This is a genomic window from Streptomyces sp. NPDC005070 (assembly GCF_053600395.1).
The window spans coordinates 11,775-38,426 of the sequence record NZ_JBSFZS010000054.1; the positions used below are offsets into that span (position 1 = coordinate 11,775).

Genomic DNA, 26,652 nt, shown 5'->3' on the forward strand with positions numbered 1-26,652 from the left:
GCCTTCGTTCCCCTGGAACCGGCGTTCATGGGCTCGGGTCAATGGGCCGGGAAAGTCGGTTCCTGAAGGTGGCGGCTGACGCAAAGGGGTGTGTCAGACCGCCGCCTCGGAGTCCTTCGCGAGACGCTGGGCCGGAACGGTCTCCGTCGTCTCCGGGTAGTGGCAGGCCGTCAGGTGGCCGTCGTTGCTGCCCGAGATCTGCACCAGCGGCGGAGCCTCGGTCGCGCACTTCTCCGTCGCCTTCCAGCAGCGGGTGCGGAAGCGGCAGCCCGACGGCGGGTTGAGCGGCGAGGGGACGTCACCCTTGAGCAGGATGCGTTCACGGGCCGGGACGTCGTCCGCGGTCGCCTCGGGAACGGCGGACATCAGCGCGCGCGTGTACGGGTGGCGCGGGTTGTCGTACAGGTCCTCGCGGTTGGCGATCTCGACGATCTTGCCGAGGTACATCACCGCGACGCGCTGCGAGAAGTGCCGCACGATCGCGAGGTCGTGGGCGATGAACAGGAACGCGATGCCCAGGTCCCGCTGGAGCTCCTGGAGCAGGTTCACGACCTGCGCCTGGATGGAGACGTCGAGCGCCGAGACCGGCTCGTCCGCGACGATCAGCTTCGGCTTCAGGGCCAGCGCGCGGGCCACACCGATGCGCTGACGCTGACCGCCGGAGAACTCGTGCGGGAAGCGGTTGTAGTGCTCGGGGTTGAGACCGACCGTCTCCAGCAGCTCACGGACGCGCTTCTCGTGACCACCGGGCGGGTTGATCCCGTTGATCTCCATCGGACCCGAGATGATCTTGCCGACCGTCTGCCGCGGGTTCAGCGAGGCGTACGGGTCCTGGAAGATCATCTGGATCTCGGAGCGGACCGGCGCGAGCTGCTTGCGGCCGGCGTGCGTGATGTCCTGACCGCGGTACTTGATGCTGCCGCCGGTGGGCTCCAGCAGACGCGTGACCAGCCGGCCCGTCGTGGACTTGCCGCAGCCGGACTCGCCGACCAGGCCGAGGCTCTCGCCCTCGGCGACCTGGAAGTCGAGACCGTCCACGGCCTGGACCGCGCCGATCTTCCGCTTGAAGGGGAAGCCGCCCATCACCGGGAAGTGCTTGGTCAGTCCGGTGACGTCCAGGAGGGGGTTCGTGTTGCTCATGATCGTGAAGTCCCGTCTCAGTTACGTCAGTGCGACCGCGTCGCGGCGAGGTCGGCGAAGAAGTCGCGGCGCTGGTCCGCCGTGAGGTGGCAGGCGGCACCGCGCCCGTCCGTGACCTGGAGCGGCGGCTGCTCGGTGGAGCAGGAGCCGTCCGTGACCTTCTCAGCGAAGGTGCAGCGCGGGTGGAAGCGGCAGCCCGACGGCGGGTTGAGGAGCGAGGGCGGCGAGCCGGGGATCGGCGACAGCGGCACGTCGACCGGTCCGTCCAGGCTCGGCATCGAGCCCAGCAGGCCCCAGGTGTAGGGGTGCTGCGGCGCGCGCAGCACCTCCTTCTTGGTGCCCCGCTCCACACAGCGGCCGCCGTACATCACCAGCACGTCGTCCGCGATGTCGGCGATGACGCCGAGGTCGTGGGTGATGAAGATGATGGCGGTGCCGAACTCCTGCTGGAGGTCCTTGAGCAGGTCCATGATCTGGGCCTGCACGGTGACGTCGAGCGCGGTGGTCGGTTCGTCCGCGATCAGCAGCTCGGGGTCGCAGACCAGTGCCATCGCGATCATCGCGCGCTGGCGCATACCGCCGGAGAACTGGTGCGGGTAGTCGTCCACCCGGATGTCCGGCTGCGGGATGCCCACGCGCCGCAGCATCTCGATCGCCCGCAGCCGGGCCTCCTTCTTGGAGGCACCGGTGTGCTTGCGGTACGTCTCGCCGATCTGCCGGCCGATCGTGTGGTACGGCGACAGCGAGGCCAGCGCGTCCTGGAAGATCATCGACATCTTGTTGCCGCGCAGCCGCTCCAGCTCGCGCTCGGAGGCGGTCAGCAGCTCCTTGCCTTCGAGCAGGATCTCGCCGTCGATGGCGGTGTGCTCACGGTCGTGCAGACCGAGAATCGTCAGGTTCGTGACGGACTTGCCCGAGCCCGACTCGCCCACGATGCCGAGCGTCTTGCCCTTGGCCAGGTCGAAGGTGAGACCGTCGACGGCCTTGACGACGCCGTCTTCGGTGGAGAAGTGGACCTTCAGATCCCTGACGGACAGGAAGGGCTGCTGATCGGTGCTCGTCACGGGGACGCTCCTGGGGGGTGATGCGAGGGGGTAGCTTGCGGTCGGCGGGTGGGCGGCGCGGGGGCGCCGGGGTCAGGCGAGCCGGATCCGCGGGTCGATGAAGGCGTAGACCGCGTCCACGATGATGTTGAAGAAGACGATCGCCCCGGAGGCCACCAAGGTCACGGCCAGCAGCATCGGCAGGTCGTTCGCCTCGACGGCGGTCACGGCGAGCTTGCCGATGCCCTGGAGGCTGAAGACCGACTCGGTGATGATGGCGCCGCCGATCAGGGTGCCCAGGTCGATGCCGAAGATCGTGACGATCGGGCCCATCGCGCCGCGCCAGGCGAAGCGGAAGAACACCGCGCCGCGGGACAGGCCCTTGGCACGCGCCGTGCGCACGTAGTCCTCGCTGAGCTGTTCCACGAGCTGGGAGCGGGTCATACGGGTGTAGTTGGCCGTGAAGATGATTGACAGCGTCAGCCAGGGCAGCAGCAGGCCGCCGGCCCAGGCTCCGGGGTTGTCGGTGAGCGGCGTGTACGAGGGCTGCTCGAGGATGCCGAGCTGCTGGACCAGGAAGTACATCGCGATGTAGCCGACGAAGTAGATCTGGAGCGAGGAGCCGATCAGCGAGAACGAGCTGGCGATCTTGTCGGCGGCTTTGCCCTGCTTGACGGCGGCGATCATGCCGGTGCCGACACCGATGATGAGGAAGAAGATCGAGGCGCCGAACGCGAGGGAGAGCGTGGTCGGCAGACGGTCCATGATCGTGCCGAGAACGGGCTCGCGGTTGGTGAACGAGAAGCCGAGGCAGGGGGCGTTGCAGTTGCCCAGGCCGCCGTAGTCACGCCCGGCGAAGATGCCCTCCAGCCAGTGCCAGTACTGCACGGGCAGCGGATCGGCGATACCGAGGTTCACCCTGACCTGCTCCAGGAGGTCCTTGGTGCAGACCTTTCCGCACGCCATGCGGGCGGGGTCACGCGGGATCGCGTAGAAGAGCATGAAGGTGACGGCGCTGATGATCAGCAGAATCACAAGTGCGCCGAGAACACGGCGGACTAGAAAACGGAGCATGGCGTGACTTTCCGGACGGGGCGCCGTCGCCGGGAGTGTGGGGAGGGGGTCGAGAGAGGGGCCGGGGCGGCGGCACGGTGGCCGCCGCCCCGAAGCAGGATCAGGCCTTCGCGGCGTAGACCTTGCCCAGTGCGATGCAGGTGTTGCCGGAGTCGTAGATCACGCCGCCGACCTTGGAGCCGTGGAAGTAGTTGCGGATCGGGTTGTAGTCCGGAACCACGGCGGCGAGCTGCATGATCTGCTCGTCGATGTCGCCCCACATCGTGGCGGCCTTCTTCGCGTCGGGCTCGATCGTGGCGGCGGCGATCGCCTTGTCCACGCTCGCGTCCTTCAGCTGCGGCCAGTTGACGCCACCGTCGGCGATCTGGCTGCTGTCGAAGCAGGGCTGGATGACCGCGTAACCGGCCGGCCAGTCCGGGCCCCAGCCGGCGGCGAACATGTCGTACTCGTTGTCGAGCTGGCCGATCTGGCTGTAGAAGGAGGTCTTGTCGACCTGCTTCACGACCGGGGTGAAGCCGGCCTTGGTCAGCGCGGTCTTGATCGCGACGGCCTGCTTGACCGCGTTGTCCGACTGCTGCATGGCGACGACGATGGTCTGGCCCGTCTTGCCGGCGTCCTTGAGAAGGGCCTTGGCCTTCTCGGGGTCACCCATCGGCTTCGTCTTCTTCTCGTAGAGGTCGAAGTCCTTGTGACCCGGGGTGAGCGGGCTGATGATCGTGGTCGCGGTCGCCGTGGAGAGCGAGCCACCGCGGATCTGCTGGAGCTGCTTCGAGGGCCACGCGAAGTTGAGCGCCTGGCGCACCTTGGCGTCGGTGACGCGCTTGGTGTTGATCGCGAAGTAGTAGCAGGTGGTGTCGACCTGGGTCAGGACGCGCTTCTTGAGCGTCGGGTCCGTCATGACCTTCTGGATGCGCTCCGGGGCGACCTCGTTGAGCAGCGACAGCGTGAACTGGTCGTTGCCGTTGTCCGCGATGTAGCGGTCCGTCGAGGCCAGCGACTGGAAGCCGAACTGGAAGACGAACTTGTCCGGGTACGCGTTGCGCAGCGGGTCCGTCTCGGCGACCCAGTGCTCGTTGCGGACCAGGGTCGCGCCCTTGCCGATGCTGCGGCTCTCGATCTTGTACGGGGCGCAGGAGAGCGGGTGCTTGTCGTACTTCTCCTTGGTGTCGTGCTTCTTGGGCACGATGGAGAAGCCGCGCATGGCGACCATGAAGTTGAAGTCGGCGTGGGCCTCCTTCAGCTTGAACGTGATGGTCTTGCCGCTGACCTCGATGGAGTCGAGGTGCTTGCCGCCGTAGGGGCCCTTGTACTTGTCGCCGCCGATGAGCCAGCCCTGCGGGTAACGGGGACCCTGGGTGACGAAGGAGGCGAAGAGGCGCTCGAAGGTGTGGCGGACGTCCTCGATCGTGACGTCGGCGCCGTCCTCCCACTTCACGTTGTCCTTCAGCGTGAAGGACCAGGTCTTGCCGCCGTCGGCCGCGGTGCCGGCGTCCGTGGCGAGGTCACCCACGAGGGTGGTGCCGCCCTTGGAGTCGATCTTGTAGCCGGTCAGGCCGCGCAGGAACAGGACCGAGCAGGCGCCCTCGTACGAGGAGTAGAGCTGCGCCGGGTCCAGGTGGTCCCAGTCGATCTGGTCGAGCGTGTAGATCGTGCCGCCCTTGACCGCGCCGGGGACCTCGGGAGCCGCTCCGGTGGAGTCCGCCTTGGTGCCGACCGTGATGGTGGCCGCCTTGGCCTTGGCCACGGACGGAGCCTTGTTGCTGCCGGTCCCGCTGTTGCCGCTGCTGCAGGCGCTCAGCACCGTGGTGGCACCGGCGGCCACACCAGTGGCTATGAGGAAGTTTCTGCGGGAAAAGGACATGGCTTACCTGCCTAGTGGTGGGTGAATGTGAGACGGGTAACCAGCCGGACGGCTATGACCGGTACTGGGGGTGGAAGTCAGCGCTTGGACTTCGGGTCGAGTGCGTCGCGGACCGAGTCTCCGAGCAGGTTGAAGGCGAGGACGAAGATGATCATCGAGACGCCCGGGAAGATCATGAAGGTGATGTCTTCCGTGTAGAAGCCGGCACCGCGCTGGATCATGACGCCCCAGTCCGGGGTCGGGTCCTGGATACCGACGCCGAGGAAGGCGAGACCCGCTTCGGCCGTGACGTAGGCCGGCAGCATGAGGGTCGACTGGATCAGGATCGGTGTCCAGAGGTTGGGCAGCAGTTCCTTGAAGACGATGCGGCGCGAGGACGCGCCGGTCACCTTCGCCGCCTCGACGAACTCGCGCTCGCGCAGACCAAGGACCTGACCCCGCAGCAGACGTGCGATGGAGGCCCAGCCGAAGGCGGAGAGGACGAGGATCAGGCAGGTGGCCCGCAGCCAGGTCGGGACCTCTTCGTTGAAGGGTACGAAGAGCGCGTAGACGACCGGCATGAAGGCGATGAAGAACAGCGTGGACGGGAACGACAGCAGGATGTCGATGACCCGGCCGACGAAGTAGTCCGTCTTGCCGCCGAGGTATCCCGCGGTGATGCCGATCACGACGCCGACCACCGTGGTGAGCAGGGTGGCGGCGGTGGCGATCATCAGCGACGTGCGGATGCCGTACAGCAGGAAGGTGAAGACGTCACGTCCGAGCTGGGGCTCGATGCCGAACCAGAAGCTGCCGTCGATGCCGCCGTTGGGCTTCACCGGGAAGGCGAAGTCGTTGAGCAGGCCGTCCGTCTCCTGGCCGTACTGCTCGTACGGGTTCTTCCCGTACAGCTTGGCTATGAGCGGCGCGCAGATCGCGATGACGAAGAAGAAGACCACGATGTACGCGGAGACGACACCGGTGCGGTCGCGCTTGAAGCGCGTCCAGGCGAGTCGTCCGGGGGAGCGACTTTCCGAGCCCTTGTGGGTGGAAGACGAAGCCGGGGTCTTGCCGGTCTCGTCGGTCACCTCAAGTGGGGCGGCCGCGGATGGAGTAGGGGGGGTCATGATGCTCCAGGCCCGAGGGGGTCAAGGGCTCCGCAGGGCGCTCCCTACGGGCTACGCCGGACTTTTTCAACGCAATTCATGCAAGGTCAATAAAATCTCGGTCGCCTTGGTCTTGTCTTTACTTTCTTTGCCTCTGGTTGACCTCAGCGTAACTACGCGTGTAGCGCACTGTGGCCGTTCTGTGTCCGGATTCGGACCAACAGGGCGAAACGGGCAATGAGTTCGTTATCCGGACGCCAGAGTCTCGGAATGCGTACATCTCGTGCACTGGAATCAACAGTTCCGCATCGAACGGTGGAGATCTGTTGCGCGCAAGGTCAAGATCGTCTGCGCCGAAGGTCAAGATCATTTGACGGACCGTCCGGAATGCCTCCTTCCTGCCCCCGTTCGGACGGGCCGCCGGTGCCTCCTTCCGGATGGATCGCCACTCGGAAGGGTGGGGTAAATGTGCGATCTGCCCTATATAGGAAGATATTGGGCCCTAAAGGCACACCGCACCGGAGCCGGACGTTCGAGCCCGACCCCGGCGCCGGCGGCACAGCGCACTCTTGAGGAGGCACTCCATGCGTGGAGCCACGCACGCCAAATGGGCCGCATGCGCGGCGGCGGTAGTCCTGGCGGCGTCCGCCTGCGGAGGCGGAGGGGGCGGGAGCAGCAGCGGCTCCGGCACGGTCAGCGCCTCCTGGGGCGACCCGCAGAACCCGCTGGAACCGTCGAACACCAATGAGGTGCAGGGCGGCAAGGTCCTCGACATGATCTTCCGCGGCCTCAAGCGGTACAACGCCAAGACCGGTGCCGCCGAGGACATGCTCGCCCAGAAGATCGAGACCTCGGACTCGCAGAACTTCACGATCACGGTCAAGGACGGCTGGAAGTTCAGCAACGGCGAGGCCGTCACCGCCCAGTCCTTCGTCGACGCCTGGAACTACGGCGCCAGCCTGAAGAACAACCAGAAGAACGCGTACTTCTTCGGATACATCGAGGGCTACGACAAGACGCACCCCGACACGGGCAAGCAGAGCGCCGACACCCTGTCCGGGCTCAAGGTGACCGGCACCAACACGTTCACCGTCAAGCTCACCCAGAAGTTCTCGACGTTCCCGGACACCCTCGGCTACGCGGCCTTCTCGCCGCTGCCCAAGGCGTTCTTCAGCGACCACGCGGCCTGGGTCGCGAAGCCCGTCGGCAACGGCCCGTACACGATCAACAGCTACGCCAAGGGCTCCCAGATGTCCCTGACGAAGTGGGACGGCTACCCCGGTGACGACCCGGCGAAGAACGACGGTGTGACCCTCAAGGTCTACACGGACAACAACACCGCCTACAACGATCTCCTGGCCGGAAACCTCGACCTCGTCGACGACGTGCCCGCGGCCCAGCTCAAGAACGCCAAGAGCGACCTGAACGGCCGGTACATCAACACCCCGGCCGGCATCATCCAGACGCTCGCCTTCCCGTTCTACGACCCGAAGTGGAACACCAGCGGCGCCACCAAGGTCCGTCAGGGACTGTCCATGGCGATCAACCGCCAGCAGATCACCGACACCATTTTCCAGAAGACGCGGACGCCCGCGAGCGACTGGACCTCACCGGTGCTCGGCGAGAAGGGCGGCTTCCAGGAAGGCCTGTGCGGCAAGTACTGCGACTACAACCCGTCCGAGGCCAAGAAGATGGTCCAGGAGGGCGGCGGTCTGCCCGGCGGCCAGGTCAAGCTCTCGTACAACGCGGACACCGGCTCCCACAAGGAATGGATCGACGCCGTCTGCAACTCGATCAACAACGCCCTCGGCAACGACAAGGCCTGCGTCGGCAACCCGATCGGCACCTTCGCCGACTTCCGCAACCAGATCGGGCAGCACAAGATGCCCGGTCCGTTCCGGGCCGGCTGGCAGATGGACTACCCGCTGATCCAGAACTTCCTCCAGCCGCTGTACTACACGAACGCCTCGTCCAACGACGGCCTGTGGTCCAACAAGCAGTTCGACAGCCTGGTCAACCAGGCGAACGCGGAGACCGACACCAGCAAGGCGATCAAGCTGTTCCAGCAGGCCGAGGGGGTCGTACGGGACAACATGGCCGCCATCCCGCTCTGGTACCAGAACGGCAGCGCCGGCTACTCGGACAAGGTCTCGAACGTGGCCCTGAACCAGTTCAGCGTGCCCGTCTACAACGAGATCACCGTCAACTGAGCCGACTCGGCGGGCCCGTTACGGCGGGCCCGCTCCTCTCTCTCCGGAGCACTCATGGGACGGTACGTCATCCGGCGACTGCTGCAGATGATCCCGGTCTTCATCGGCGCCACACTGCTCATCTTCCTGATGGTGAACGTGATGGGCGACCCCATCGCGGGCCTGTGCGGTGAGCGCAAGTGCGACCCCGCCACGGCCGCCCAGCTGCGCGAGGAGTTCAACCTCGACAAGAACGTCTTCGTCCAGTACCTGCTGTACCTGAAGGACATCTTCACCGGTGACTTCGGCACCGCGTTCAACGGACAGCCGGTCACCGAGCTGATGTCCACCGCCTTCCCGGTCACCATCCGGCTGACGCTCGTCGCGATCTTCTTCGAGATCGTCATCGGCATCACGCTCGGCGTCATCACCGGTCTGCGCCGCGGCCGGCCCGTCGACACGGGCGTCCTGCTGCTCACCCTCGTGGTCATCTCCGTGCCGACCTTCGTCACCGGACTGCTGGCCCAGCTCCTGCTCGGCGTCAAATGGGGCTGGATCAAGCCGTCGGTCTCCGCGGACGCCACGTTCGGCGAGCTGATCGTGCCGGGCCTCGTGCTGGCCTCGGTCTCCCTCGCCTACGTCACCCGGCTGACCCGGACCTCCATCGCGGAGAACAAGAGGTCCGACTACGTCCGCACGGCCGTCGCCAAGGGCCTGCCGCGGCGCCGCGTCACCATCAGGCATCTGCTGCGCAACTCGCTGATCCCGGTGGTCACCTTCATCGGCACCGACATCGGCGCCCTCATGGGCGGCGCGATCGTCACCGAGCGGATCTTCAACATCCACGGTGTCGGCTACCAGCTCTACCAGGGGATCGTGCGCCAGAACACCCAGACCGTCGTCGGCTTCGTGACGATCCTCGTCCTCATCTTCATGGTCGCCAATCTGCTCGTCGACCTTCTGTACGCCGTACTCGACCCGAGGATCCGCTATGCCTGAGCAGCCGCCGTACGAGGAAGAGGAATTCCACCACGGCCCCGAAGGTCCGCCGCCGGAGGACCTCGCGATCGCACCGACCGGCTTCGGCGGCACCATGGACCTCGGATCGAGCGAAGCGGAAACCCTGGAGAAGACACCAGGAGGACCGGAGGGCACGGGGCCCAGCGAGAAGCCCCGCTCCCTGTGGTCCGACGCCTGGCGGGACCTGCGCCGCAACCCCGTCTTCATCATCTCCGGACTCGTCATCGTCTTCCTGGTCGTCATCTCGATCTGGCCCTCCCTGATCACCGACCAGAGCCCGCTCAAGTGCGACCTCTCCAAGGCGCAGGAGGGCTCGCAGTCCGGACACCCCTTCGGCTACGACGGTCAGGGCTGCGACGTCTACACCCGGACCGTGTACGGGACCCGCGTCTCGATCAGCGTCGGTGTCCTCGCCACGCTCGGGGTCGCGCTCCTCGGTTCGTTCCTCGGCGGGCTGGCCGGCTTCTACGGCGGGGTGGGCGACTCGGTCCTGTCCCGGATCACCGACATCTTCTTCGCGATCCCCGTCGTGCTCGGCGGTCTGGTCCTGCTCTCCGTGGTGACCAGCAACACGATCTGGCCCGTCGTCGGGTTCATGGTGCTGCTCGGCTGGCCGCAGGTCTCCCGTATCGCGCGCGGCTCGGTCATCACCACCAAGGAGAACGACTACGTCCACGCGGCCCGCGCCCTCGGCGCGTCCAACTCGCGGATGATGCTGCGGCACATCACCCCGAACGCGGTCGCGCCGGTGATCGTCGTCGCGACCATCGCGCTCGGCACGTACATCTCGCTGGAGGCGACGCTGTCGTACCTGGGTGTCGGTCTCAAGCCCCCGACGGTGAGCTGGGGCATCGACATCTCCTCGGCCTCCGCGTACATCCGCCAGGCCCCGCACATGCTGCTGTGGCCGGCCGGCGCGCTCGCGATCACCGTGCTCGCGTTCATCATGCTCGGCGACGCGGTGCGCGACGCCCTCGACCCGAAGCTGAGGTGAGTGCCGTGCTGCTCGAAGTGCGTGATCTGCACGTTGAGTTCAGGACCCGGGACGGTGTCGCCAAGGCCGTCAACGGGGTCGACTACAGCGTCGACGAGGGCGAGACGCTCGCCGTGCTCGGCGAGTCCGGCTCCGGCAAGTCGGTGACCGCCCAGGCGATCATGGGCATCCTCGACATGCCGCCCGGGAAGATCACCGGCGGCGAGATCCTCTTCCAGGGCAAGGACCTGCTGAAGTTCAAGGAGGAGGAGCGGCGCAAGGTCCGGGGCGCCGAGATGGCGATGATCTTCCAGGACGCGCTGTCCTCCCTGAACCCCGTCATCAGCGTCGGGGACCAGCTCGGCGAGATGTTCATCGTGCACCGCGGGATGAAACGCAAGGAGGCCCGCGCCAAGGCGATCGAGCTGATGGAGCACGTGCGCATCCCGGGGGCCGCCGAGCGCGTGCGGGACTATCCGCACCAGTTCTCCGGCGGTATGCGCCAGCGCATCATGATCGCCATGGCGCTGGCCCTGGAACCCGCCCTGATCATCGCCGACGAACCGACCACCGCGCTCGACGTCACCGTGCAGGCCCAGGTCATGGACCTGCTCGCCGAACTCCAGCGCGAGCTCCACATGGGGCTCATCCTCATCACCCACGACCTCGGCGTGGTCGCGGACGTCGCCGACAAGATCGCGGTGATGTACGCGGGCCGGATCGTCGAGACCGCCCCGGTCCACGACATCTACAAGGCGCCCGCCCACCCCTACACCAAGGGCCTGCTGGAATCGATCCCCCGGCTCGACCAGAAGGGCCAGGAGCTCTACGCCATCAAGGGCCTGCCGCCCAACCTGATGCACATCCCGCCGGGCTGCGCCTTCAACCCGCGCTGCCCGATGGCCCAGGACATCTGCCGCACCGAGGTGCCGCCGCTCGCGGAGGTCGACGCGGACCGCCGCAGCGCCTGCTTCTTCTGGAGGGAGTGCCTCGATGACTCAAGCCGCAACTGAGCCGCTGCTGGAGGTCAGCGGACTGGTCAAGCACTTCCCGCTCACCCAGGGGATCCTGTTCAGGAAGCAGATCGGGGCCGTCAAGGCGGTCGACGGCGTCGACTTCCACCTCGACCGCGGCGAGACCCTCGGCATCGTCGGCGAGTCCGGCTGCGGCAAGTCGACGGTCGCCAAGATGCTGGTCAACCTGGAGCGGCCGACCGAGGGCGCGATCAAGTACAAGGGCGAGGACATCACCCAGTTGTCCGGCAAGGCGCTGAAGGCGGTGCGCCGCAACATCCAGATGGTGTTCCAGGACCCGTACACCTCGCTCAACCCGCGCATGACCGTCGGCGACATCATCGGGGAGCCCTACGACATCCACCCCGAGGTCGCGCCGAAGGGCGACCGGCGGCGCAGGGTCCAGGAGCTGCTGGACGTGGTCGGGCTCAACCCGGAGTACATCAACCGCTATCCGCACCAGTTCTCCGGAGGCCAGCGCCAGCGCATCGGCATCGCGCGGGGCCTGGCGCTGCGGCCCGAGATCATCGTCGCCGACGAGCCGGTCTCCGCGCTCGACGTCTCCGTGCAGGCGCAGGTGATCAACCTGCTGGACCGGCTCCAGGCCGAGTTCGAGCTCAGCTACGTCTTCATCGCGCACGACCTGTCGATCGTGCGGCACATCTCCGACCGGGTCGGGGTGATGTATCTCGGGCGGATCGTGGAGACCGGCAAGGACGTCGAGATCTACGACCACCCGACGCACCCCTACACCCAGGCGCTGCTGTCCGCGGTGCCCGTGCCGGACCCGGAGGCCCGGGAGCACCGGGAACGGATCATCCTGCACGGGGACGTGCCCTCGCCCGCGAAGATCCCGTCCGGCTGCCGGTTCCGCACCCGCTGCTGGAAGGCGCAGGAACGCTGCACGCTCGAGGTGCCGCTGCTCGCGGTGCCGGCCGAGTTCCGGCTCGTCGAGGGTCCGGCCGCCCACGACTCGGCCTGTCACTTCGCCGAGGAGAAGCAGGTCGTGCCGCCCGAGGAGCCGTCCGACGGAACGGCATAGCGGCATAAACCTGAGCAAACTTCGTTAACACGCAGGCAACTTGACGGAAGCGGTACCGATATACGGACGCGTCAAGGTGAACAACGTACGGCCGTGCGGGTGCCGTGAACGAGCCGGGGTGTCGCCATGTCACCCCGGCTCGTACCTTTTGCGCCTGAACCGGCGCCGCCCTCGCGGAGGTGGCCGGTGTTTCGTCGTGGTTCCTCGATCGACGGCCGCGGTGTTCGGTGGAGTCTGGTGCTCAGTTCAGACCGAGGGCGCGTCGCAGGAAGTCCACCTGGAGCAGGAGCAGGTTCTCCGCGACCGTCTCCTGCGGGGTCATGTGGGTGACCCCCGACAGGGGCAGGACCTCGTGGGGGCGGCCGGCGGCGAGCAGGGCGGAGGAGAGCCGCAGGGCGTGCGCCACCACCACGTTGTCGTCCGCGAGGCCGTGCACGATCATCAGCGGCCGGTGCGCGTCCGCGGGCGCGGCCAGCCCCTCGTCGGTGACCAGTGAACTCTTCGCGTACGCCGCCGGGTTCGTCGCCGGGTCGCCGAGGTAGCGCTCGGTGTAGTGCGTGTCGTACAGCCGCCAGTCGGCGACCGGGGCCCCCGCGATGCCCGCGTGGAAGACGTCGGGGCGGCGCAGCACGGCGAGTCCCGCGAGCCAGCCGCCGTAGGACCAGCCGCGGATCGCGACCCGGGACAGGTCGAGCGGGAAGCGCTCCGCGAGACCGTGCAGCGCCTCCACCTGGTCGTCGAGGGAGAGCGTCAGGTCGTCGCGGATCGCCTTCTCCCAGGCGGGGGAGCGCCCCGGGGTGCCGCGTCCGTCGGCGACGACCACCGCGAAACCTTGGTCGGCGAACCACTGCGAGGTGAGGTGCGCGTTGTGCGCGGCCAGCACCCGGGGGCCGTGCGGACCGCCGTAGGGGTCCAGGAGGACGGGCAGGGGAGTGTCACCGTCGTAGTCGGTAGGCATAAGCACGGCGCATGGGATTTTCTGTGCGCCCCCCTGTGTGAGCGTCACGCGCGGGGACAAACCGGGATCTTCGGCGTACGAGGAGATGGTCGCCGTCTTCTTTCCCTCGCGCAGCACCTGCACCTGGGCGCCCGGCTGGTCGAGCACCGACGACACGAGCACGGTCACGCCCCCGGCGCGTACGGCCGAGTGCACGCCGGGCTCCTGCGAGACGCGCTCCAGGCCGAGTTCGTTCACCCGGTACACATGTACTTCACCCGTTTCGGGGGAACTCGCCCCCTCGCCCGCCGAGGCCGCGACCAGCACGTCGTCGGCCGAGACGTCGAGCACCGCCCTGACATGCAACTGGGCTCCGGTCAGCGGGCGTTCGCCGAACGCCAGGACGCGCGCGCCGCCCTCGTCGGCGATCCGGACGAGCTGTCCGCCGGGGCTCCAGCACGGCACTCCAGGGAAAAGATCAAGCCAAGTTGGATCTTCGTCCGCGTGCACCATCCGGGTCGCCCCGGAATCCGGGTCCACGGCCAGGAAGAGCTGGCTGCGCTGGTCCCTCGCCTGCACCAGAAGCAGCGGCGCACCCGCGGCTGACCAGTGCGCATGTGCCAGATACGGGTAGCGCGCCCGGTCCCAGGACACCTCGGTGCGCACCCCGTCGAGCCCGAACACGAAGAGCCGCACCTCGGCGTTGGGGCTGCCCGCCACCGGATAGGCGACCCGCTGCGGATCGGCTTCCGGGTGGGCCGGATCGGAGATCCACCAGCGCTGTACGGGCGTGTCGTCGACCCGCGCGACGAGCAGCCGGTCTCCTTCGGGCGACCACCAGAAGCCGCGCGAACGCCCCATCTCCTCGGCCGCGATGAACTCGGCCAGTCCGTAGGAGACCGTCCCCCGGCCCCCGGCCGGCTCCGGCTCCGCGATGGCCAGGTCGCCCTCGCCCTCGGCCCCGACGACGCGCAGGGCGCCCCCGGACACGTACGCCACGAGCGTGCCGTCCGGGGAGGGGCGCGGGTCGATCACCGGCCCGGAGACCGGGAGTTCACGCGCCGTGCCCGCCCGCAGCTCCGCCGTGAACAGCCGCCCTGACAAGGTGAAAGAGGCCAACTCGGCGGCTGCGTCGGTGGCGTACCCGACGATGCCCGCGCCGCCCTCGCGGCTGCGCTCGCGGCGCGCCCGCTCCTCGGGGGACAGGTGCTCGGTGGCTCCGCCGAGCAGGGCCGCGGGGTCGGCCACGACCCGCTCACGGCCCTCCGGTACGTCGAGGACCCACAGTTGGTTGGCCCGATCCGTACCGGAAGGGGACCGCAGGAACACCACACGGGAACCGTCGGGGGACACGGTGAACGCGCGCGGCGCGCCGGAGGTGAACCGCTGGGTGCGGGCGTACCGACGCGGGAAGGAGAGAGGCTCGTTCGTCATGCGTCGACCATATTGGCCATGCGCCCCCTTGTGCGGCCGTGCGCCGATCGATGCGCGCGTACGGATAGTTATGATCACTAGCGCTGTGTGGGTAGGAACCTGCCGGCTGAAGTTTGGATGGACCGACCCCTCGTGCCCGACCCCGTACCGGACCCCAAGTCCCTGGGAACTTTGGAGGTGAGCCGCCGTGGCACTCTCGATTTCGGCGGTGGTGCTGCTGGCGATCATCGTCTTTCTTCTGATCAAGAAGTCAGGACTGAAAGGCGGGCACGCGGTCGTCTGCATGCTGCTCGGCTTCTATCTCGCCTCCTCGACCATCGCGCCCACGATCAGCGATCTGACCACGAACATCGCGGGCATGATCGGCAGCATCAAGTTCTGATCCGCCCCGGGACCGTGGGCGGGGAGAGTGTCCGGCTCCCGCTCCCCGCCTGCCCCGTCCGGCCTCCTCGAAACGGACCGGTCCGCGCCGCCGGACGGCGGGGGACCCGGGCCTCGTAGGGTGGGTTCCATGACGGAACTGCCCGACCGGCGTCTGCTCCTGGTGCACGCGCACCCGGACGACGAGTCGATCAACAACGGCGCGACCATGGCCCGGTACGCGGCCGAGGGCGCCCAGGTGACGCTGGTGACCTGCACCCTCGGCGAGGAGGGCGAGGTCATTCCGCCCGAACTCGCCCATCTCGCCCCCGACCGCGAGGGCGGACTCGGTCCCTACCGGACCGGCGAGCTGAGCGCGGCCATGAAGGAGCTGGGCGTCACCGACCACCGCTTCCTGGGCGGCCCCGGGCGGTTCCGCGACTCCGGGATGATGGGCGCCGAGCAGAACCACCGCCCCGGCGCCTTCTGGGCCGCGGACGTCGACGACGCCGCGGATCACCTCGTGGAGGTGATCCGCGAGGTGCGCCCCCAGGTGCTCGTCACCTATGACCCCGACGGCGGGTACGGGCACCCCGACCACATCCGGGCCCATCGCGTGGCCGTGCGCGCCGCGGAGCTGGCCGCGGATCCCGCCCACCGCCCCGACCTCGGCGGCGCGTGGCGGATCGCCAAGACCTACTGGAACCGGGTGCCGCGCCCCGTCGCCGAGGAGGCGTTCGCCCGCCTGCGCGAGGCCCTGCCCGACCTGCCGTTCGACCGGAGCGCCGCCGTCGACGACGTACCGGGCGTGGTCGACGAGGCGACCGTCACCACCGAGATCGACGGCACCGCGTACGCCACGGCCAAGGCCGCCGCGATGCGGGCGCACGCCACCCAGATCACCGTGGACGGACCCTGGTTCGTCCTCTCGAACGAGCTGGCCCAGCCGCTCTTCACCACCGAGTACTACGAACTGGCCGGCGCCCCGCGCCCCGCGGCGCGCGAGCGAGACCTTTTCGAGGGAACCGGCACGACCGGGCGAGGGGCGGATCCGCGATGAGCTCGAACGGACAGCGCGGCGGGGGAAGCATGCTCGCCCAGCCGCTGAAGCCCCCCTCGGGCGGGCGGATCGCCGCCTACCTGGGGCTCTTTCTGCTCGGTGCCGTGGTCGGCGTCGCCGGAGCGCTGGTACAGCCGGGCTGGTTCCCGTTCGGGCTGCTGCTCGCCCTGGCGGGCGCCGCCGGACTCTTCCTGGGCGGCGCGCGGGCGGCGGGCACCCGGGCCGGAGCCGTCGCCCCCGCGGCGGGCTGGGTGGTCGCCGTCGTCCTGCTCACCGCCAGCCGCCCGGAAGGGGACTTCCTCTTCGGCGCGGGCGTCGTCTCGTATCTCTTCCTGCTCGGAGGCATGGCCGTGGCTGTGATGTGCGCCACTCTCGGCCAGGGGCGGCAACCAGGCCCTTCCGGTGCCCGACTTGGCAAGTGACGTACCACTTCGCCGTGTCGGTCCCGTGCGGGTCCCGCGCGAGATTCCTGCACGGTCGAGGTTTGCGGGCCGGACATGGCCAGTATGGTGGTGCGCGCCGCCGAGCTGCCCGAGATGAGGTCGAGTAAACGGGCGGCGGAGCCAACCGGGAGAACCTGCCTTGAGTCGTGAAACTGACAGTTCGTCCTCCGGGCCCAACGGGCGCGGTGGAGCCGCGTACCCGTCGGGGACGCCGCCGTACGGCACCCCCACGGCTTCCGAGAACGGTGCCGACGGGGGCCGCTCGGCCGCCGGCAAGCCGACGGAGGAGCGCAAGACCGAGACAACGCTGACGACACGGATCCGGATCAACATCCCCGGATCGCGGCCCATCCCGCCCGTGGTCGTCCGTACACCCGTCGCCGACGCCGACGCGCCGTCCGAGGGCGGCGACGGCGCCGACACCGGGACACACGCGGTGCCGGGCGCGAGTTCGCCCGCGGGCGCCGCCGGAACGACGGCCACCGCCCCGGCTCCGTCCGCGCCCGCGGACCAGCCCGCGGCGGCCGAGACGAGCAACTGGTTCGCGCCCCGCAAGCCCGGCACGCCCCCCAAGGGCGGGGCGGGCGGCGGCCCGGCCAACGGGGCGGGTGTGCCGGGCGGTTCGGCTCCCGCCGGCCCCGCGCCTTCCGCGCCTGCGGCGGGCACGCCGGGCGCGGGACGGCCCGCGCCGTCCATCGGTGCCGGCCCGCTGGGCATCACCGGTGGCGTCCGGCCCGGCGGCGCGAACGGTGCCGCGCTCCCCGGTGCCACCGGCGCCGGACCCGTGGCCCCCGGTCACGGCGGCGGCACGGGCTCCTTCGACGTCTCCGGGGCGCTGCGCGACACCGGCTCCTTCCCGGCCATAGGTACGTCCGGCGCGTCCGCGGGGTCCGGCGAACCGCGCCGCGACGACCTCCCGTACTTCTCCGAGAGCGGCCGCGGCGGCCCGGCCGGTCCGACCGGCGGTCCCGCCACCGGCGCCGGCCCGCTGCGGCCCCCGGCCGGCGCAGGCGCGGGCCCCGGCAGCCTGGCCGCCCGGTCCGGTCCGGCCCCCGGCAACCGGAACACGGGCCCCGGACACTCCGGCGCGCGCGGCGGCCTGAGCGGCGGTCTCAGCGACGACACCGCGATCCTCACCCCGCAGAAGCCGGCACCCGACCCGGGCCCCGGTGGCTACGGCGCCCCCGCGGACAACGTCTCCGGGCACACGCTGACCAGTGGCATGCCCGTCGTGTCGCCCAGCCAGAACTTCGCCTACGACGGGGAGCCCGACGGCGCCCGGTCGCACACCCCGCCGAAGCTCCCCGAGCCCGTCCGGCAGCCGTCCGCCCCCGCGAAGCAGGCGAAGCCGGCGAAGAAGAAGGGCCGCAACAAGCCGGTACTGCTCGGCGTCCTCGTCGTGGTCCTCGGCGGCGGTGCCTACGGTGCCGGCCTGCTCATGAACCACTCGGACGTGCCCAAGGGCACCACGGTGCTCGGCGTCGACATCGGCGGCGGCACCCGCGACGACGCCGTGAGGAAGCTCGACGACGCCCTCGGCACCCGGACGAACAAGCCGCTCACGCTGTCCGTGGACGGTGACACGGTCCAGCTCAGGCCCGACCAGGCCGGACTCCAGCTCGACAGTCAGGCCACCGTCCGTGCCGCCGCCTCCAGCGACTACAACCCGATCTCCGTGATCGGCTCGCTGTTCGGGCAGGGGCGTGTGGTGGAGCCCGTGATGCCGGTCGACAAGGAGAAGCTGCAGGCCGCCCTGGAGCGCGCCGCGAGCGGCTCGGGTTCGGCGAGCGACGGCACGATCAAGTTCCAGGCGGGCAAGGCCGTCCCGGTCTACGGCAAGGCCGGCAAGGGCATCGACGTCGAACCCTCGCTGCAGGCCGTCCAGGACGCGTACCGCGCCCAGGTGGAGAGCAACACGGCCACGCCGGTGAAGGTCGCCACCACGTCCCGCCAGCCGACGATCAGCAAGACAGAGGTGGACCGGAAGATGTCGACGTTCGCGAACGTCGCCATGTCCGCGAACATCACCGTCCGCACGGACGCGGCCCACACGGTCTCCTTCAGCCCGCAGAAGTCCATCTGGAAGTTCCTGAGCGTCCAGCCCATCCAGGGCAAGCTCGTCGAGCACTACGACCTCAAGGCGCTCGAGGAGCTGTACGGGCACGCCTTCGACGGGGTGACGATCACCAAGGGCGACGGCAGCCAGAAGGCCGTCAGCCCGCAGGACGTGGCCTCGGCCGTCGGCAGGGCGCTCGTCGGGAAGACGGCGACCGACCGCGTCATCACCATCTCCACCAACCCCACCTGACGGGTGTAGCCGGCGCGTGGAGGGCGCCCGGCCGGGACTCCACCGGCCGGGCGCCCTCGCGTCGTTCGGGGCCGCCGACCCGAGAGCCGTCCGCGGCGGCGGAACACGACAGTCGTCCGGGGCGGCCGAACACGACAGTCGTCCGCGGCGGCCCGCCCGACCTCGCCCGACCCCGTCCGGGGCGGCCGGCATGACATTCGTTCGGTCCGTCACATGACATCTGTCATCCGCCGCTCAGGACACACCACACTGCCGCGCGTGCCCCCCTCTCGACCACGATGGACGGCATGACAACGACTGCGGCGACCACCACCACATCGGTGGTCCGGTTCGAATCGGTGACCAAGAGCTACGGGAACGTCCGGGCCGTGGACGGACTGACGCTCGAACTCCACCCGGGCGAAACCGTCGCCCTGCTGGGTCCCAACGGCGCGGGCAAGTCGACCACGCTCGACCTGCTGCTCGGCCTCAAGAACGCCGACAGCGGCACGGTGCGGGTGTTCGGCACCGGCCCGCGCGAGGCGATCGTCGCCGGCCGGGTGGGCGCCATGCTCCAGAGCGGCGGGCTGATGGACGAGGTCACCGTCGGTGAACTGGTCAAGCTCGCCTGCGACCTGCACCCGAGGCCGTACTCCGCGAGCGAGGTCCTCGCCCGCGCGGGTATCACCCAGATCGCCGACCGCAAGGTCAACAAGCTGTCCGGAGGCCAGGCACAGCGTGTCCGCTTCGCCCTCGCCACGGCCGGCGACAGCGACCTGATCGTCCTCGACGAGCCCACCACCGGCATGGACGTCACCGCCCGGCAGGCGTTCTGGGCCACCATGCGCGAACAGGCGGACCAGGGCCGTACGGTCCTGTTCGCCACGCACTACCTGGAAGAGGCCGACGCCATCGCGGACCGCGTGCTCGTCCTGCACCGCGGACGGCTGCTGGCGGACGGCACCGCCGCCGAGATCAAGGCCAAGGCCGGAGCGCGCCGCGTCTCCTTCGACCTGGAGGGCACGATCGACGGGGCCTCGCTGCGCGCGCTGCCCTTCCTCACCTCGGTCACGGTGTCCAGGAGCGGCTCCGCCGCGGGGTCCGGGCAGACCGTCCGCATCCAGTCCTCGGACGCGGACGCGACCGTCCACGCGCTGTACGGGCTAGGCGTCTACCCCCGCAACCTCGAAGTCGCCGGGCTCGGTCTGGAGCAGGCCTTCGTCGCCATCACCGAGGCCGAAGAGGCCACCCGCGGCGCGGCCGAAGCGGCCCCCCGCGCCACCGCCGAGGAGGCCACGTCCAAGTGAACAGTCTCATCAAGCTGGAGATCACCCGCGCCCTGCGCAACCGCAAGTTCCTGTTCTTCTCGGTCGTCTACCCCTCGGCCCTGTTCCTGCTGATCGCGGGCAGCGCCGACAGCACCACGAAGGTGGACGGCACCGGCCTGACCCTGCCGACCTTCTTCATGGTCTCCATGGCCTCCTTCGGCGCCCTGACCGCCGTCCTCATGGGGAACAGCGAGCGCATCGCGAAGGAGCGGGAGAGCGGCTGGGTACGGCAGTTGAGGCTCACCCCGCTGCCCGGCCGCGGCTACGTGTTCGCCAAGACGGCCAGCGCCGCCGTGATCAGCCTGCCGTCGATCGTGATCGTCTTCGTGGTCGCCGCGGCGGTGAAGGACGTACGCCTGGACGTCTGGCAGTGGTTCGCGCTCACCGGCGTGATCTGGGCCGGCAGCCTGGTCTTCGCCGCCCTCGGTGTCGCCATCGGCTATCTCGCCAGCGGAGACGCGGTCCGGCCGATCACGATGATCGTCTACTTCGGTCTGTCGATGCTCGGCGGCCTGTGGATGCCGACGACGACCTTCCCCGACTGGCTCCAGAACATAGCCAAATGGCTCCCCACCCACGCGTACGCTGCCCTGGGGCAGGCCATCGAACTGGGGAACGCCCCGCACGCGAAGGACATCGCCATCCTCGCCGTGTCCTTCGCCCTCTTCGCGGGCGGCGCGGCCTGGCTGTACCGGAAGGACACGCTGAAGGCGTGAACGCCATGACGGAAGACCCGCTGCCCGACGCGGCCCGCACGGACCGGATCGTGCGGCTGGGACAGTCCCCGCGCAACGTCCGCGAGGCGCTGCGCAAGTCGGTGTGGATCGTCATCTGGCTGGTGTTCCTCAGCTCGCCGGTCCACGACCTCGTCTCCGGCCACCACACGTCCGGGGCCACCGCGGCCGGCTGGGTGGGCCTCGCGGCCTTCGTCGCGGTCTATCTGACCCTGGTCTTCCGGCACATGGGCAAGGCCTTCACGGGCTCCCTGGCCGTCGCCCTCATGGTGCTGGGCCTCGGTGCTCTGGCCGTCGTCCTGTGCCTGACGCTCGGAGCGCCGTGGCTCGGCCTGTTCGTGTACGTCTCGGTCGCGTGCGGGACGACGTTCCCGTTGCGCGTCTCGTACTGGACCATCCCGCTGACCGCCGTCGTGATGCTGCTCGTCGGGCTGCACGGCGGCGAGGAGGACGCGCGCAACCTCGTCCTGCTCGTCGTCCTCATCGGCTTCGCGATGACCGGCGTGCGGCAGCTCGTCCTCACGACGGTGGAACTGCGCAAGGCACGGGCCACCGTCGCCCAGCTCGCCGCGAACGAGGAACGCCTGCGGCTCGCCCGCGACCTGCACGACCTGCTCGGCCACTCGCTCTCGCTGATCACGCTGAAGAGCGAACTGGCCGGGCGGATGCTCCCCGGCCATCCCGACAAGGCGGCCCAGCAGGTCGCCGACATCGAACAGGTCAGCCGCCAGGCCCTGGTGGACGTGCGCGAGGCGGTCACCGGCTATCGCAGGCCCCGGCTGGCCGGTGAACTCGCGGGCGCCCAGGTCGCGTTGACCGCGGCCGACGTGATCGCCGACCTGCCTGCCGAACCCGGCCTCGACGGCGTGCCCGAGGAGACCGAGTCCGCGCTGGCCTGGGCGCTGCGCGAGGCGGTCACCAACGTCGTACGGCACAGCGGCGCCCGGCGCTGCACCGTCGAGCTCGTCCGCCGCCAGACTTTGGACGGTCCCGTGCTCGAACTCTCGGTGGAGGACGACGGGTCGGGCGGCACCTCGGGCGCGGCACCCGGCAACGGCCTGACCGGGCTGACCGAACGCCTGGAGAAGGCGGGCGGATCGATGGAGGCGGGCCGTGTCCGGCACGGATTCCGGCTGGTGGCACGGGCACCGCTGGAGGGCGGCCGGGCCCCTGCGGGCGCGGGGGACGACCCCGTAGGATCCGGGGCATGAGCCGCACGATCAAGGTCCTGCTCGCCGAGGACCAGTCGATGGTCCGCGAGGCGCTGGCCGCCCTGCTGGGACTGGAGCCGGACATCGAGGTGGTCGCCCAGGTGGCGCGCGGCGACGAGGTGCTGGCGGCGGCCCGTGCCCACGACGTGGACGTGGCGCTCCTCGACATCGAGATGCCGGGCATGACGGGCATAGAGGCGGCGGCCGAGGTCCACAAGGAGCTTCCGGGCGTCAAGCTGCTCATCCTCACCACCTTCGGCCGCCCCGGCTATCTGCGCAGCGCCATGGAGTCCGGCGCCGACGCCTTCCTCGTCAAGGACGCCCCCGCCGCCCAACTCGCCGCGGCCGTACGCAAGGTGCTGGACGGCGAGCGCGTCATCGACCCCACCCTGGCGGCGGCCGCGCTCGCCGAGGGCGCCAACCCCCTGACCGACCGCGAACGCGAGGTCCTCCGCGCCGCCGCCGACGGCTCCACCAACGCCGAACTGGCCAAGGCCCTCCACCTCTCCCAGGGCACCGTCCGCAACTACCTCTCGACCGCGATCCAGAAACTCGCGGTACGCAACCGGGCGGAGGCGGTACGGATCGCGCGGGAGAAGGGCTGGCTGTAGCCGCTCGCGGCGAGGCTCCAGGTTCACGCGTCGATCATCCGGGGCTCACGGCGGCCGGAGTTCTGAGGCGACATCAAAAAGCCTTGGTCTTATGCGCTTTGGCGTCGTCCGCCAGGCCGTTCCGGCCGCGGCAGTCACCGATGGAAGCTCCACCACGGTCACCGTCACCGGTGGCGTCGGACCCGCCGTCCCGGCGGTCATCCTCCCGGGCGCGGCCTTCGTGGCCGCCCTCGCCGGCTACGCCCCCCCGGTGCCGTGGGCGGCCGTGAGCTCGGTATCACCAGTACGAAAGGATGTTCCTCATGGCGGAAGACGATTTTGAGGCTCAGGCGGAACGACAGTTGGCGGCGGGAGACCCCGGCGCGGCTCTGACCCTGTATCTGAGGGCGTGGGCCGGCCCGGACGACGAGGTCGCGGAGAAGGTCCTGGACCTCGTCCACGAGTGGGGCGACATCGACACCGCGCTGGAGCTGATCGCCGCGGCCGCGGAGGCGGGCAACTCCGGGGCGTACGAGGCCCTGGCGGATCTGCTGATTCAGCTCGACCAGCCCGAGGAGGCGGTCTCGGCCCTTGAGCAGGCCGCCCGCGGTGGCCGCGACGTCACCCTGTGGACCGCCTCGGTCCTGGCCGACGAGGTCGGGGACAGGGCGCACGCGGAGAAGTACTACAAGCAGGCGCTGGCCGAGGGCAACCCTCAGGCGCTCAACGACTACGGCGCGTTCCTGAGCGAGGACGACGAACGGCTCGACGAGGCCGCCGATCTGCTGGGCCGGGCGATCAGCCAGGGCGACACCATGGCGGCCGGCAACCTCGGCCGGCTCCTGGCCGACCAGGAGGAGTACGCGGAAGCCGTCCCCTGGCTGCGGAAGGCTCTCGAGGCCGGAGAGCGATCGGTCCTGGTCGTGCTCGGCGAGGCCGAGAACGCCGTCGGTGACATGGAGGCGGCCGGCACCCACCTGCGGGAGGCCCTCACCGAGGAGCTCTCCGGCGCCCACTTCGCCTACGCGCTCCACCTGTCCGACAACGGCTCCCACCAGGAGGCCGTGGGCCACTACGAGGCCGCCGCGGAGGAGGACGGGGAGACCAACGCCTACCTGAACCTCGCACTCCTCCACGAGGAGCTGGAGCAGTGGGAACAGGCCGACCGCCGTTACCGGGACGCGATCGAGCACCAGGACGAAGTCGCCTTCGTCAACTACGCGCAGTTCCTCTCGGAGCAGGGCCGGGACGGCGAGATCGGCGCGCTGCTCGCCCCGGCGTCCGAACTCGACCTCGATCCGGAGGACATGGAGGAACTGCGGGCTCTCGCCGGGAAGCAGCGCCCCGACGCGTCCTGACCGGCCCTCGCGTGGGCGGGCCGGGCCGGGGGGAATCTTCATCCCGGCAGGGTGTGGGGTGCGGGAACGGGCCGGGCGGCCGTTCCCGCACCCCCGCCCCCTCAGTTGAGCATCGCCCGTGCCGCGTGGGCCTGTTGGCGGACCCGGGACGCGGCCGGTTCGTCGACCGCCGCCACCACGTCGGCGTAGGCGTCGAGTTCGGCGGCCCCGGCCAGGAAGTCTCCACGCTCGACAAGGAGTTGGGCCCGCTCGTAACGCAGCCGCGCCGGGTGCGAGGGCAGCAGCAGGGACAGCTCCACCGACCACAGGGCCACGTCGGAGCGCTCGGGCCGGGCGGCGGCCCAGGCCCGGATGTTGTTCAGGACGCGCAGCACGACGTCGAGCGGGTCGGCGGGGGCGAGCATCGACGGGTCGAGCGGGGCGCCGGTCGCGCCCGCGACGAGGAGCTGCGCGTCGGAGCCGGTCAGGACGCGCCCGCCGTCGAAGGGGTCGGCCAGCACCTGCTCCTCGGGCGGTCCGAAGCCCACCACGAAGTGACCGGGGAGCGCGACCCCGTACACCGGCGCCCCGGCCCGCCGCGCGACCTCCATCCACACCACCGAGAGCAGGATGGGCAGCCCGCGCCGCCGGCGCAGCACCGCGTGCAGCAGGGAGGATTCGAGCCGTTGGTAGTCGCCCGGTGAGCCCCGGTATCCCAGGTGTCCGCCGAGGAGTTCGGCGAGGGCGGTCGCCCAGCCACGAGGGCCGCCCGGACGGAAGGGCAGCCGGCCCGCCAGCTCGTCCAGCAGGATCTGCGCCGCGTCGATCCCGGCGTCGTCCAGGGTCCCGTCCGCCGCGGCGCCCACCAGCAGGCACAGCTCCGCCGGATCGGGCCGCTCGGCCCGCGCCTCGTCGGCGAACCGGCGCCGTACCTCGTCGGCCCGGTCGGGCTCGGGCGGCTGGGGGGAACGCATAGGTGGCTCGTGCCCCGTCACGTCGATCGATACGGCTCGACACCCGCACCGGCATCGCCGGACGGCCCGCGGTAGTGGTGGTACGCGTGATGCGGGGCGAACCCCATGCGGGCGTAGAGCTCCCGCGCCCCGGAGTTGTCCGCCTCCACCTGGAGCCAGGCCGCCGAGGCGCCCTCCTCCAGGGCCCGGCCGGCCAGGGCGGCCATGACGGCGGTGGCGAGGCCGCGGCGGCGCAGGTCCGGATCGACCTCCACGGCGGCGAAACCGGCCCAGCGGCCGTCGACGACACACCGCCCGATCGCCGCGGGAGCCGCGCCCCCGTCACCGGGAACCGTCGCGAACCACACCGAGGGACCGCCGCCCAGCACCTTCAGGGCCACCTCGCCGACGCCCTTGCGCTGATAGCGGCCCAGCCACGCCTCGTCGGCCGTGCGGGAGAGCGTCACCCCGGGCGCCTCCCGGTCCGCGACCGGCGCCAGTGCCCCGGTCCACAGCTCGGCGGTCACCTCGCGCGTCCAGCCGCGTGCCTCCAGCTCCGCGCAGAGGAGTTCCTGCGTGCCCTCGGCACCGGTGGCGGTCTGGACGAAGGCGGGCAGGTCACGGGCCGCGTACCAGTCCCGTACGTACGCGAGCGCACGGTCGAGCGGCACGCCCGGGTCGCCCAGCGGCAGCACGGAGTTGGCGCGCCGGGTGAACCCGCCCGCCGCCCGCAGCTCCCAGCCGCCGAGCCGCTCGCTCTCCACCGGCGGCCAGGCCCGCGCGGCGACGCGCGCCAGTTCCTCGTAGGACGCCGCGGGACCGCGCCGCCGGGCCGGGGCGGACGGCACGACCTTGGCCGCGACCAGGGAGGACTCCGCGATCCGGACCTGCTCCCCGGTCCGTCGTGTGATCAGCAGCACACCGTTGTCCCATGATGTGAGAACACCGACCGTATCGGTGAACTTCTCCACCGTGTCTCCATCGTCGGTCAGGCGCCGTACCGAGACGCGTTTCCCCACGTCAGCGGCGGTGACGCGGACCTCCAGGCGGCCGGCGGCAGAGAATTCCACAGGTCAGTTCACCCCTCCTGTTCGGATCATGCCCAAGAACGGAGATACTAGGGGCGGGCATCGACTACGCCGCGCTCCCGCGCGCCAGGCGGCGGAGCCTACGACAGGCCCGCCAGCGCCCTATCGAGGAGGAACGACAGCGTGACCTACGTCATCGCGCAGCCTTGTGTCGACGTCAAGGACAAGGCGTGCATCGAGGAGTGCCCGGTCGACTGCATCTACGAGGGCTCCCGGTCCTTGTACATCCACCCGGACGAATGCGTCGACTGCGGAGCCTGTGAGCCGGTGTGCCCGGTCGAGGCGATCTTCTACGAGGACGACACTCCGGAGGAGTGGAAGGACTACTACAAGGCGAACGTCGAGTTCTTCGACGAGCTCGGCTCGCCGGGCGGTGCCAGCAAGCTCGGTCTGATCGAGCGCGACCACCCCTTCGTCGCCGCGCTGCCGCCGCAGAACCAGTAGTCGCCG

At 69.8% G+C, this 26,652-nt stretch carries 23 protein-coding genes; 15 read left to right on the plus strand and 8 right to left on the minus strand.

What is annotated here, in order from left to right:
• Positions 1 to 93 precede the first annotated feature (93 nt).
• The 5 genes from ACWEBX_RS19810 to ACWEBX_RS19830 form a co-directional block, all read right to left on the minus strand.
• On the minus strand, positions 94 to 1,140 hold the full coding sequence (locus ACWEBX_RS19810; RefSeq protein WP_451886133.1) for an ABC transporter ATP-binding protein: 1,047 nt from the start codon (positions 1,138 to 1,140) through the stop codon (positions 94 to 96).
• Positions 1,141 to 1,166: 26 nt separating this feature from the next.
• Positions 1,167 to 2,204 (minus strand): ABC transporter ATP-binding protein, encoded by a 1,038-nt coding sequence (locus ACWEBX_RS19815; RefSeq protein WP_451886134.1) that lies wholly within the window; start codon positions 2,202 to 2,204, stop codon positions 1,167 to 1,169.
• Positions 2,205 to 2,276: 72 nt separating this feature from the next.
• On the minus strand, positions 2,277 to 3,257 hold the full coding sequence (locus ACWEBX_RS19820) for an ABC transporter permease (protein WP_451886135.1): 981 nt from the start codon (positions 3,255 to 3,257) through the stop codon (positions 2,277 to 2,279).
• Between the two features lie 100 nt (positions 3,258 to 3,357).
• Complete coding sequence (locus ACWEBX_RS19825; protein WP_451886136.1) at positions 3,358 to 5,118, minus strand: ABC transporter substrate-binding protein; 1,761 nt, start codon at positions 5,116 to 5,118, stop codon at positions 3,358 to 3,360.
• A 77-nt stretch (positions 5,119 to 5,195) separates the two neighbouring features.
• Positions 5,196 to 6,224, minus strand: coding sequence for an ABC transporter permease (locus ACWEBX_RS19830; protein ID WP_382787770.1), 1,029 nt, complete (start codon positions 6,222 to 6,224; stop codon positions 5,196 to 5,198).
• Between the two features lie 563 nt (positions 6,225 to 6,787).
• On the opposite strand from ACWEBX_RS19830, the gene ACWEBX_RS19835 reads away from it, so the two are divergent.
• From ACWEBX_RS19835 to ACWEBX_RS19855, 5 genes are read left to right on the plus strand one after another with little or no spacing between them, the layout of a single operon-like run.
• Complete coding sequence (locus ACWEBX_RS19835; RefSeq protein WP_451886137.1) at positions 6,788 to 8,413, plus strand: peptide ABC transporter substrate-binding protein; 1,626 nt, start codon at positions 6,788 to 6,790, stop codon at positions 8,411 to 8,413.
• A gap of 54 nt (positions 8,414 to 8,467) precedes the next feature.
• The gene (locus tag ACWEBX_RS19840; protein ID WP_451886138.1) at positions 8,468 to 9,391 is read left to right on the plus strand and encodes an ABC transporter permease; all 924 of its coding nucleotides are present in this window, start codon (positions 8,468 to 8,470) and stop codon (positions 9,389 to 9,391) included.
• Positions 9,384 to 10,406 carry an ABC transporter permease gene (locus ACWEBX_RS19845; protein ID WP_451886139.1) on the plus strand — a complete coding sequence of 341 codons (1,023 nt, stop codon included), beginning with the start codon at positions 9,384 to 9,386 and terminating at the stop codon, positions 10,404 to 10,406. The genes ACWEBX_RS19840 and ACWEBX_RS19845 overlap by 8 nt, the downstream gene beginning before the upstream one ends.
• Positions 10,407 to 10,411: 5 nt before the next feature.
• Positions 10,412 to 11,398, plus strand: a complete 987-nt coding sequence (locus tag ACWEBX_RS19850) for an ABC transporter ATP-binding protein (RefSeq protein ID WP_451886140.1) — start codon at positions 10,412 to 10,414, stop codon at positions 11,396 to 11,398.
• Positions 11,379 to 12,440, plus strand: a complete 1,062-nt coding sequence (locus ACWEBX_RS19855; protein WP_451886141.1) for an ABC transporter ATP-binding protein — start codon at positions 11,379 to 11,381, stop codon at positions 12,438 to 12,440. Before ACWEBX_RS19850 ends, ACWEBX_RS19855 begins: the two co-directional genes overlap by 20 nt.
• Before the next feature lie 241 nt (positions 12,441 to 12,681).
• On the opposite strand, the gene ACWEBX_RS19860 is transcribed toward ACWEBX_RS19855, so the two are convergent.
• Complete coding sequence (locus ACWEBX_RS19860; protein ID WP_451886142.1) at positions 12,682 to 14,811, minus strand: prolyl oligopeptidase family serine peptidase; 2,130 nt, start codon at positions 14,809 to 14,811, stop codon at positions 12,682 to 12,684.
• Positions 14,812 to 14,998: 187 nt separating this feature from the next.
• On the opposite strand from ACWEBX_RS19860, the gene ACWEBX_RS19865 reads away from it, so the two are divergent.
• The 9 genes from ACWEBX_RS19865 (at position 14,999) to ACWEBX_RS19905 (ending at position 24,182) form a co-directional block, all read left to right on the plus strand.
• Positions 14,999 to 15,193: a hypothetical protein gene (locus tag ACWEBX_RS19865; protein ID WP_037620693.1), complete on the plus strand. Its 195-nt coding sequence runs from the start codon at positions 14,999 to 15,001 to the stop codon at positions 15,191 to 15,193.
• 129 nt (positions 15,194 to 15,322) lie between these two features.
• Positions 15,323 to 16,231, plus strand: coding sequence for an N-acetyl-1-D-myo-inositol-2-amino-2-deoxy-alpha-D-glucopyranoside deacetylase (mshB, locus tag ACWEBX_RS19870; RefSeq protein WP_451886143.1), 909 nt, complete (start codon positions 15,323 to 15,325; stop codon positions 16,229 to 16,231).
• Positions 16,228 to 16,653: a DUF6113 family protein gene (locus tag ACWEBX_RS19875; RefSeq protein WP_451886144.1), complete on the plus strand. Its 426-nt coding sequence runs from the start codon at positions 16,228 to 16,230 to the stop codon at positions 16,651 to 16,653. Before mshB ends, ACWEBX_RS19875 begins: the two co-directional genes overlap by 4 nt.
• A gap of 160 nt (positions 16,654 to 16,813) precedes the next feature.
• The gene (locus ACWEBX_RS19880) at positions 16,814 to 18,982 is read left to right on the plus strand and encodes a hypothetical protein (protein WP_451886145.1); all 2,169 of its coding nucleotides are present in this window, start codon (positions 16,814 to 16,816) and stop codon (positions 18,980 to 18,982) included.
• 287 nt (positions 18,983 to 19,269) lie between these two features.
• Entirely contained in the window at positions 19,270 to 20,268 is a 999-nt protein-coding gene (locus ACWEBX_RS19885) for an ABC transporter ATP-binding protein (RefSeq protein ID WP_451886146.1), read from the plus strand.
• Entirely contained in the window at positions 20,265 to 21,005 is a 741-nt protein-coding gene (locus ACWEBX_RS19890; protein WP_451886147.1) for an ABC transporter permease, read from the plus strand. The genes ACWEBX_RS19885 and ACWEBX_RS19890 overlap by 4 nt, the downstream gene beginning before the upstream one ends.
• A gap of 5 nt (positions 21,006 to 21,010) precedes the next feature.
• Positions 21,011 to 22,234: a sensor histidine kinase gene (locus ACWEBX_RS19895; protein WP_451886165.1), complete on the plus strand. Its 1,224-nt coding sequence runs from the start codon at positions 21,011 to 21,013 to the stop codon at positions 22,232 to 22,234.
• Complete coding sequence (locus ACWEBX_RS19900) at positions 22,231 to 22,845, plus strand: response regulator transcription factor (RefSeq protein WP_451886148.1); 615 nt, start codon at positions 22,231 to 22,233, stop codon at positions 22,843 to 22,845. The genes ACWEBX_RS19895 and ACWEBX_RS19900 overlap by 4 nt, the downstream gene beginning before the upstream one ends.
• 302 nt (positions 22,846 to 23,147) lie before the next feature.
• Positions 23,148 to 24,182 carry a tetratricopeptide repeat protein gene (locus tag ACWEBX_RS19905; protein ID WP_451886149.1) on the plus strand — a complete coding sequence of 345 codons (1,035 nt, stop codon included), beginning with the start codon at positions 23,148 to 23,150 and terminating at the stop codon, positions 24,180 to 24,182.
• Between the two features lie 101 nt (positions 24,183 to 24,283).
• On the opposite strand, the gene ACWEBX_RS19910 is transcribed toward ACWEBX_RS19905, so the two are convergent.
• Together ACWEBX_RS19910 and ACWEBX_RS19915 are read right to left on the minus strand one after the other, a co-directional pair.
• Complete coding sequence (locus ACWEBX_RS19910) at positions 24,284 to 25,135, minus strand: transglutaminase family protein (RefSeq protein ID WP_451886150.1); 852 nt, start codon at positions 25,133 to 25,135, stop codon at positions 24,284 to 24,286.
• Positions 25,136 to 25,152: 17 nt separating this feature from the next.
• On the minus strand, positions 25,153 to 26,184 hold the full coding sequence (locus tag ACWEBX_RS19915; RefSeq protein WP_451886151.1) for a GNAT family N-acetyltransferase: 1,032 nt from the start codon (positions 26,182 to 26,184) through the stop codon (positions 25,153 to 25,155).
• Between the two features lie 141 nt (positions 26,185 to 26,325).
• On the opposite strand from ACWEBX_RS19915, the gene fdxA reads away from it, so the two are divergent.
• Positions 26,326 to 26,646: a ferredoxin gene (gene fdxA / locus ACWEBX_RS19920; protein WP_019058397.1), complete on the plus strand. Its 321-nt coding sequence runs from the start codon at positions 26,326 to 26,328 to the stop codon at positions 26,644 to 26,646.
• Positions 26,647 to 26,652 lie beyond the last annotated feature (6 nt).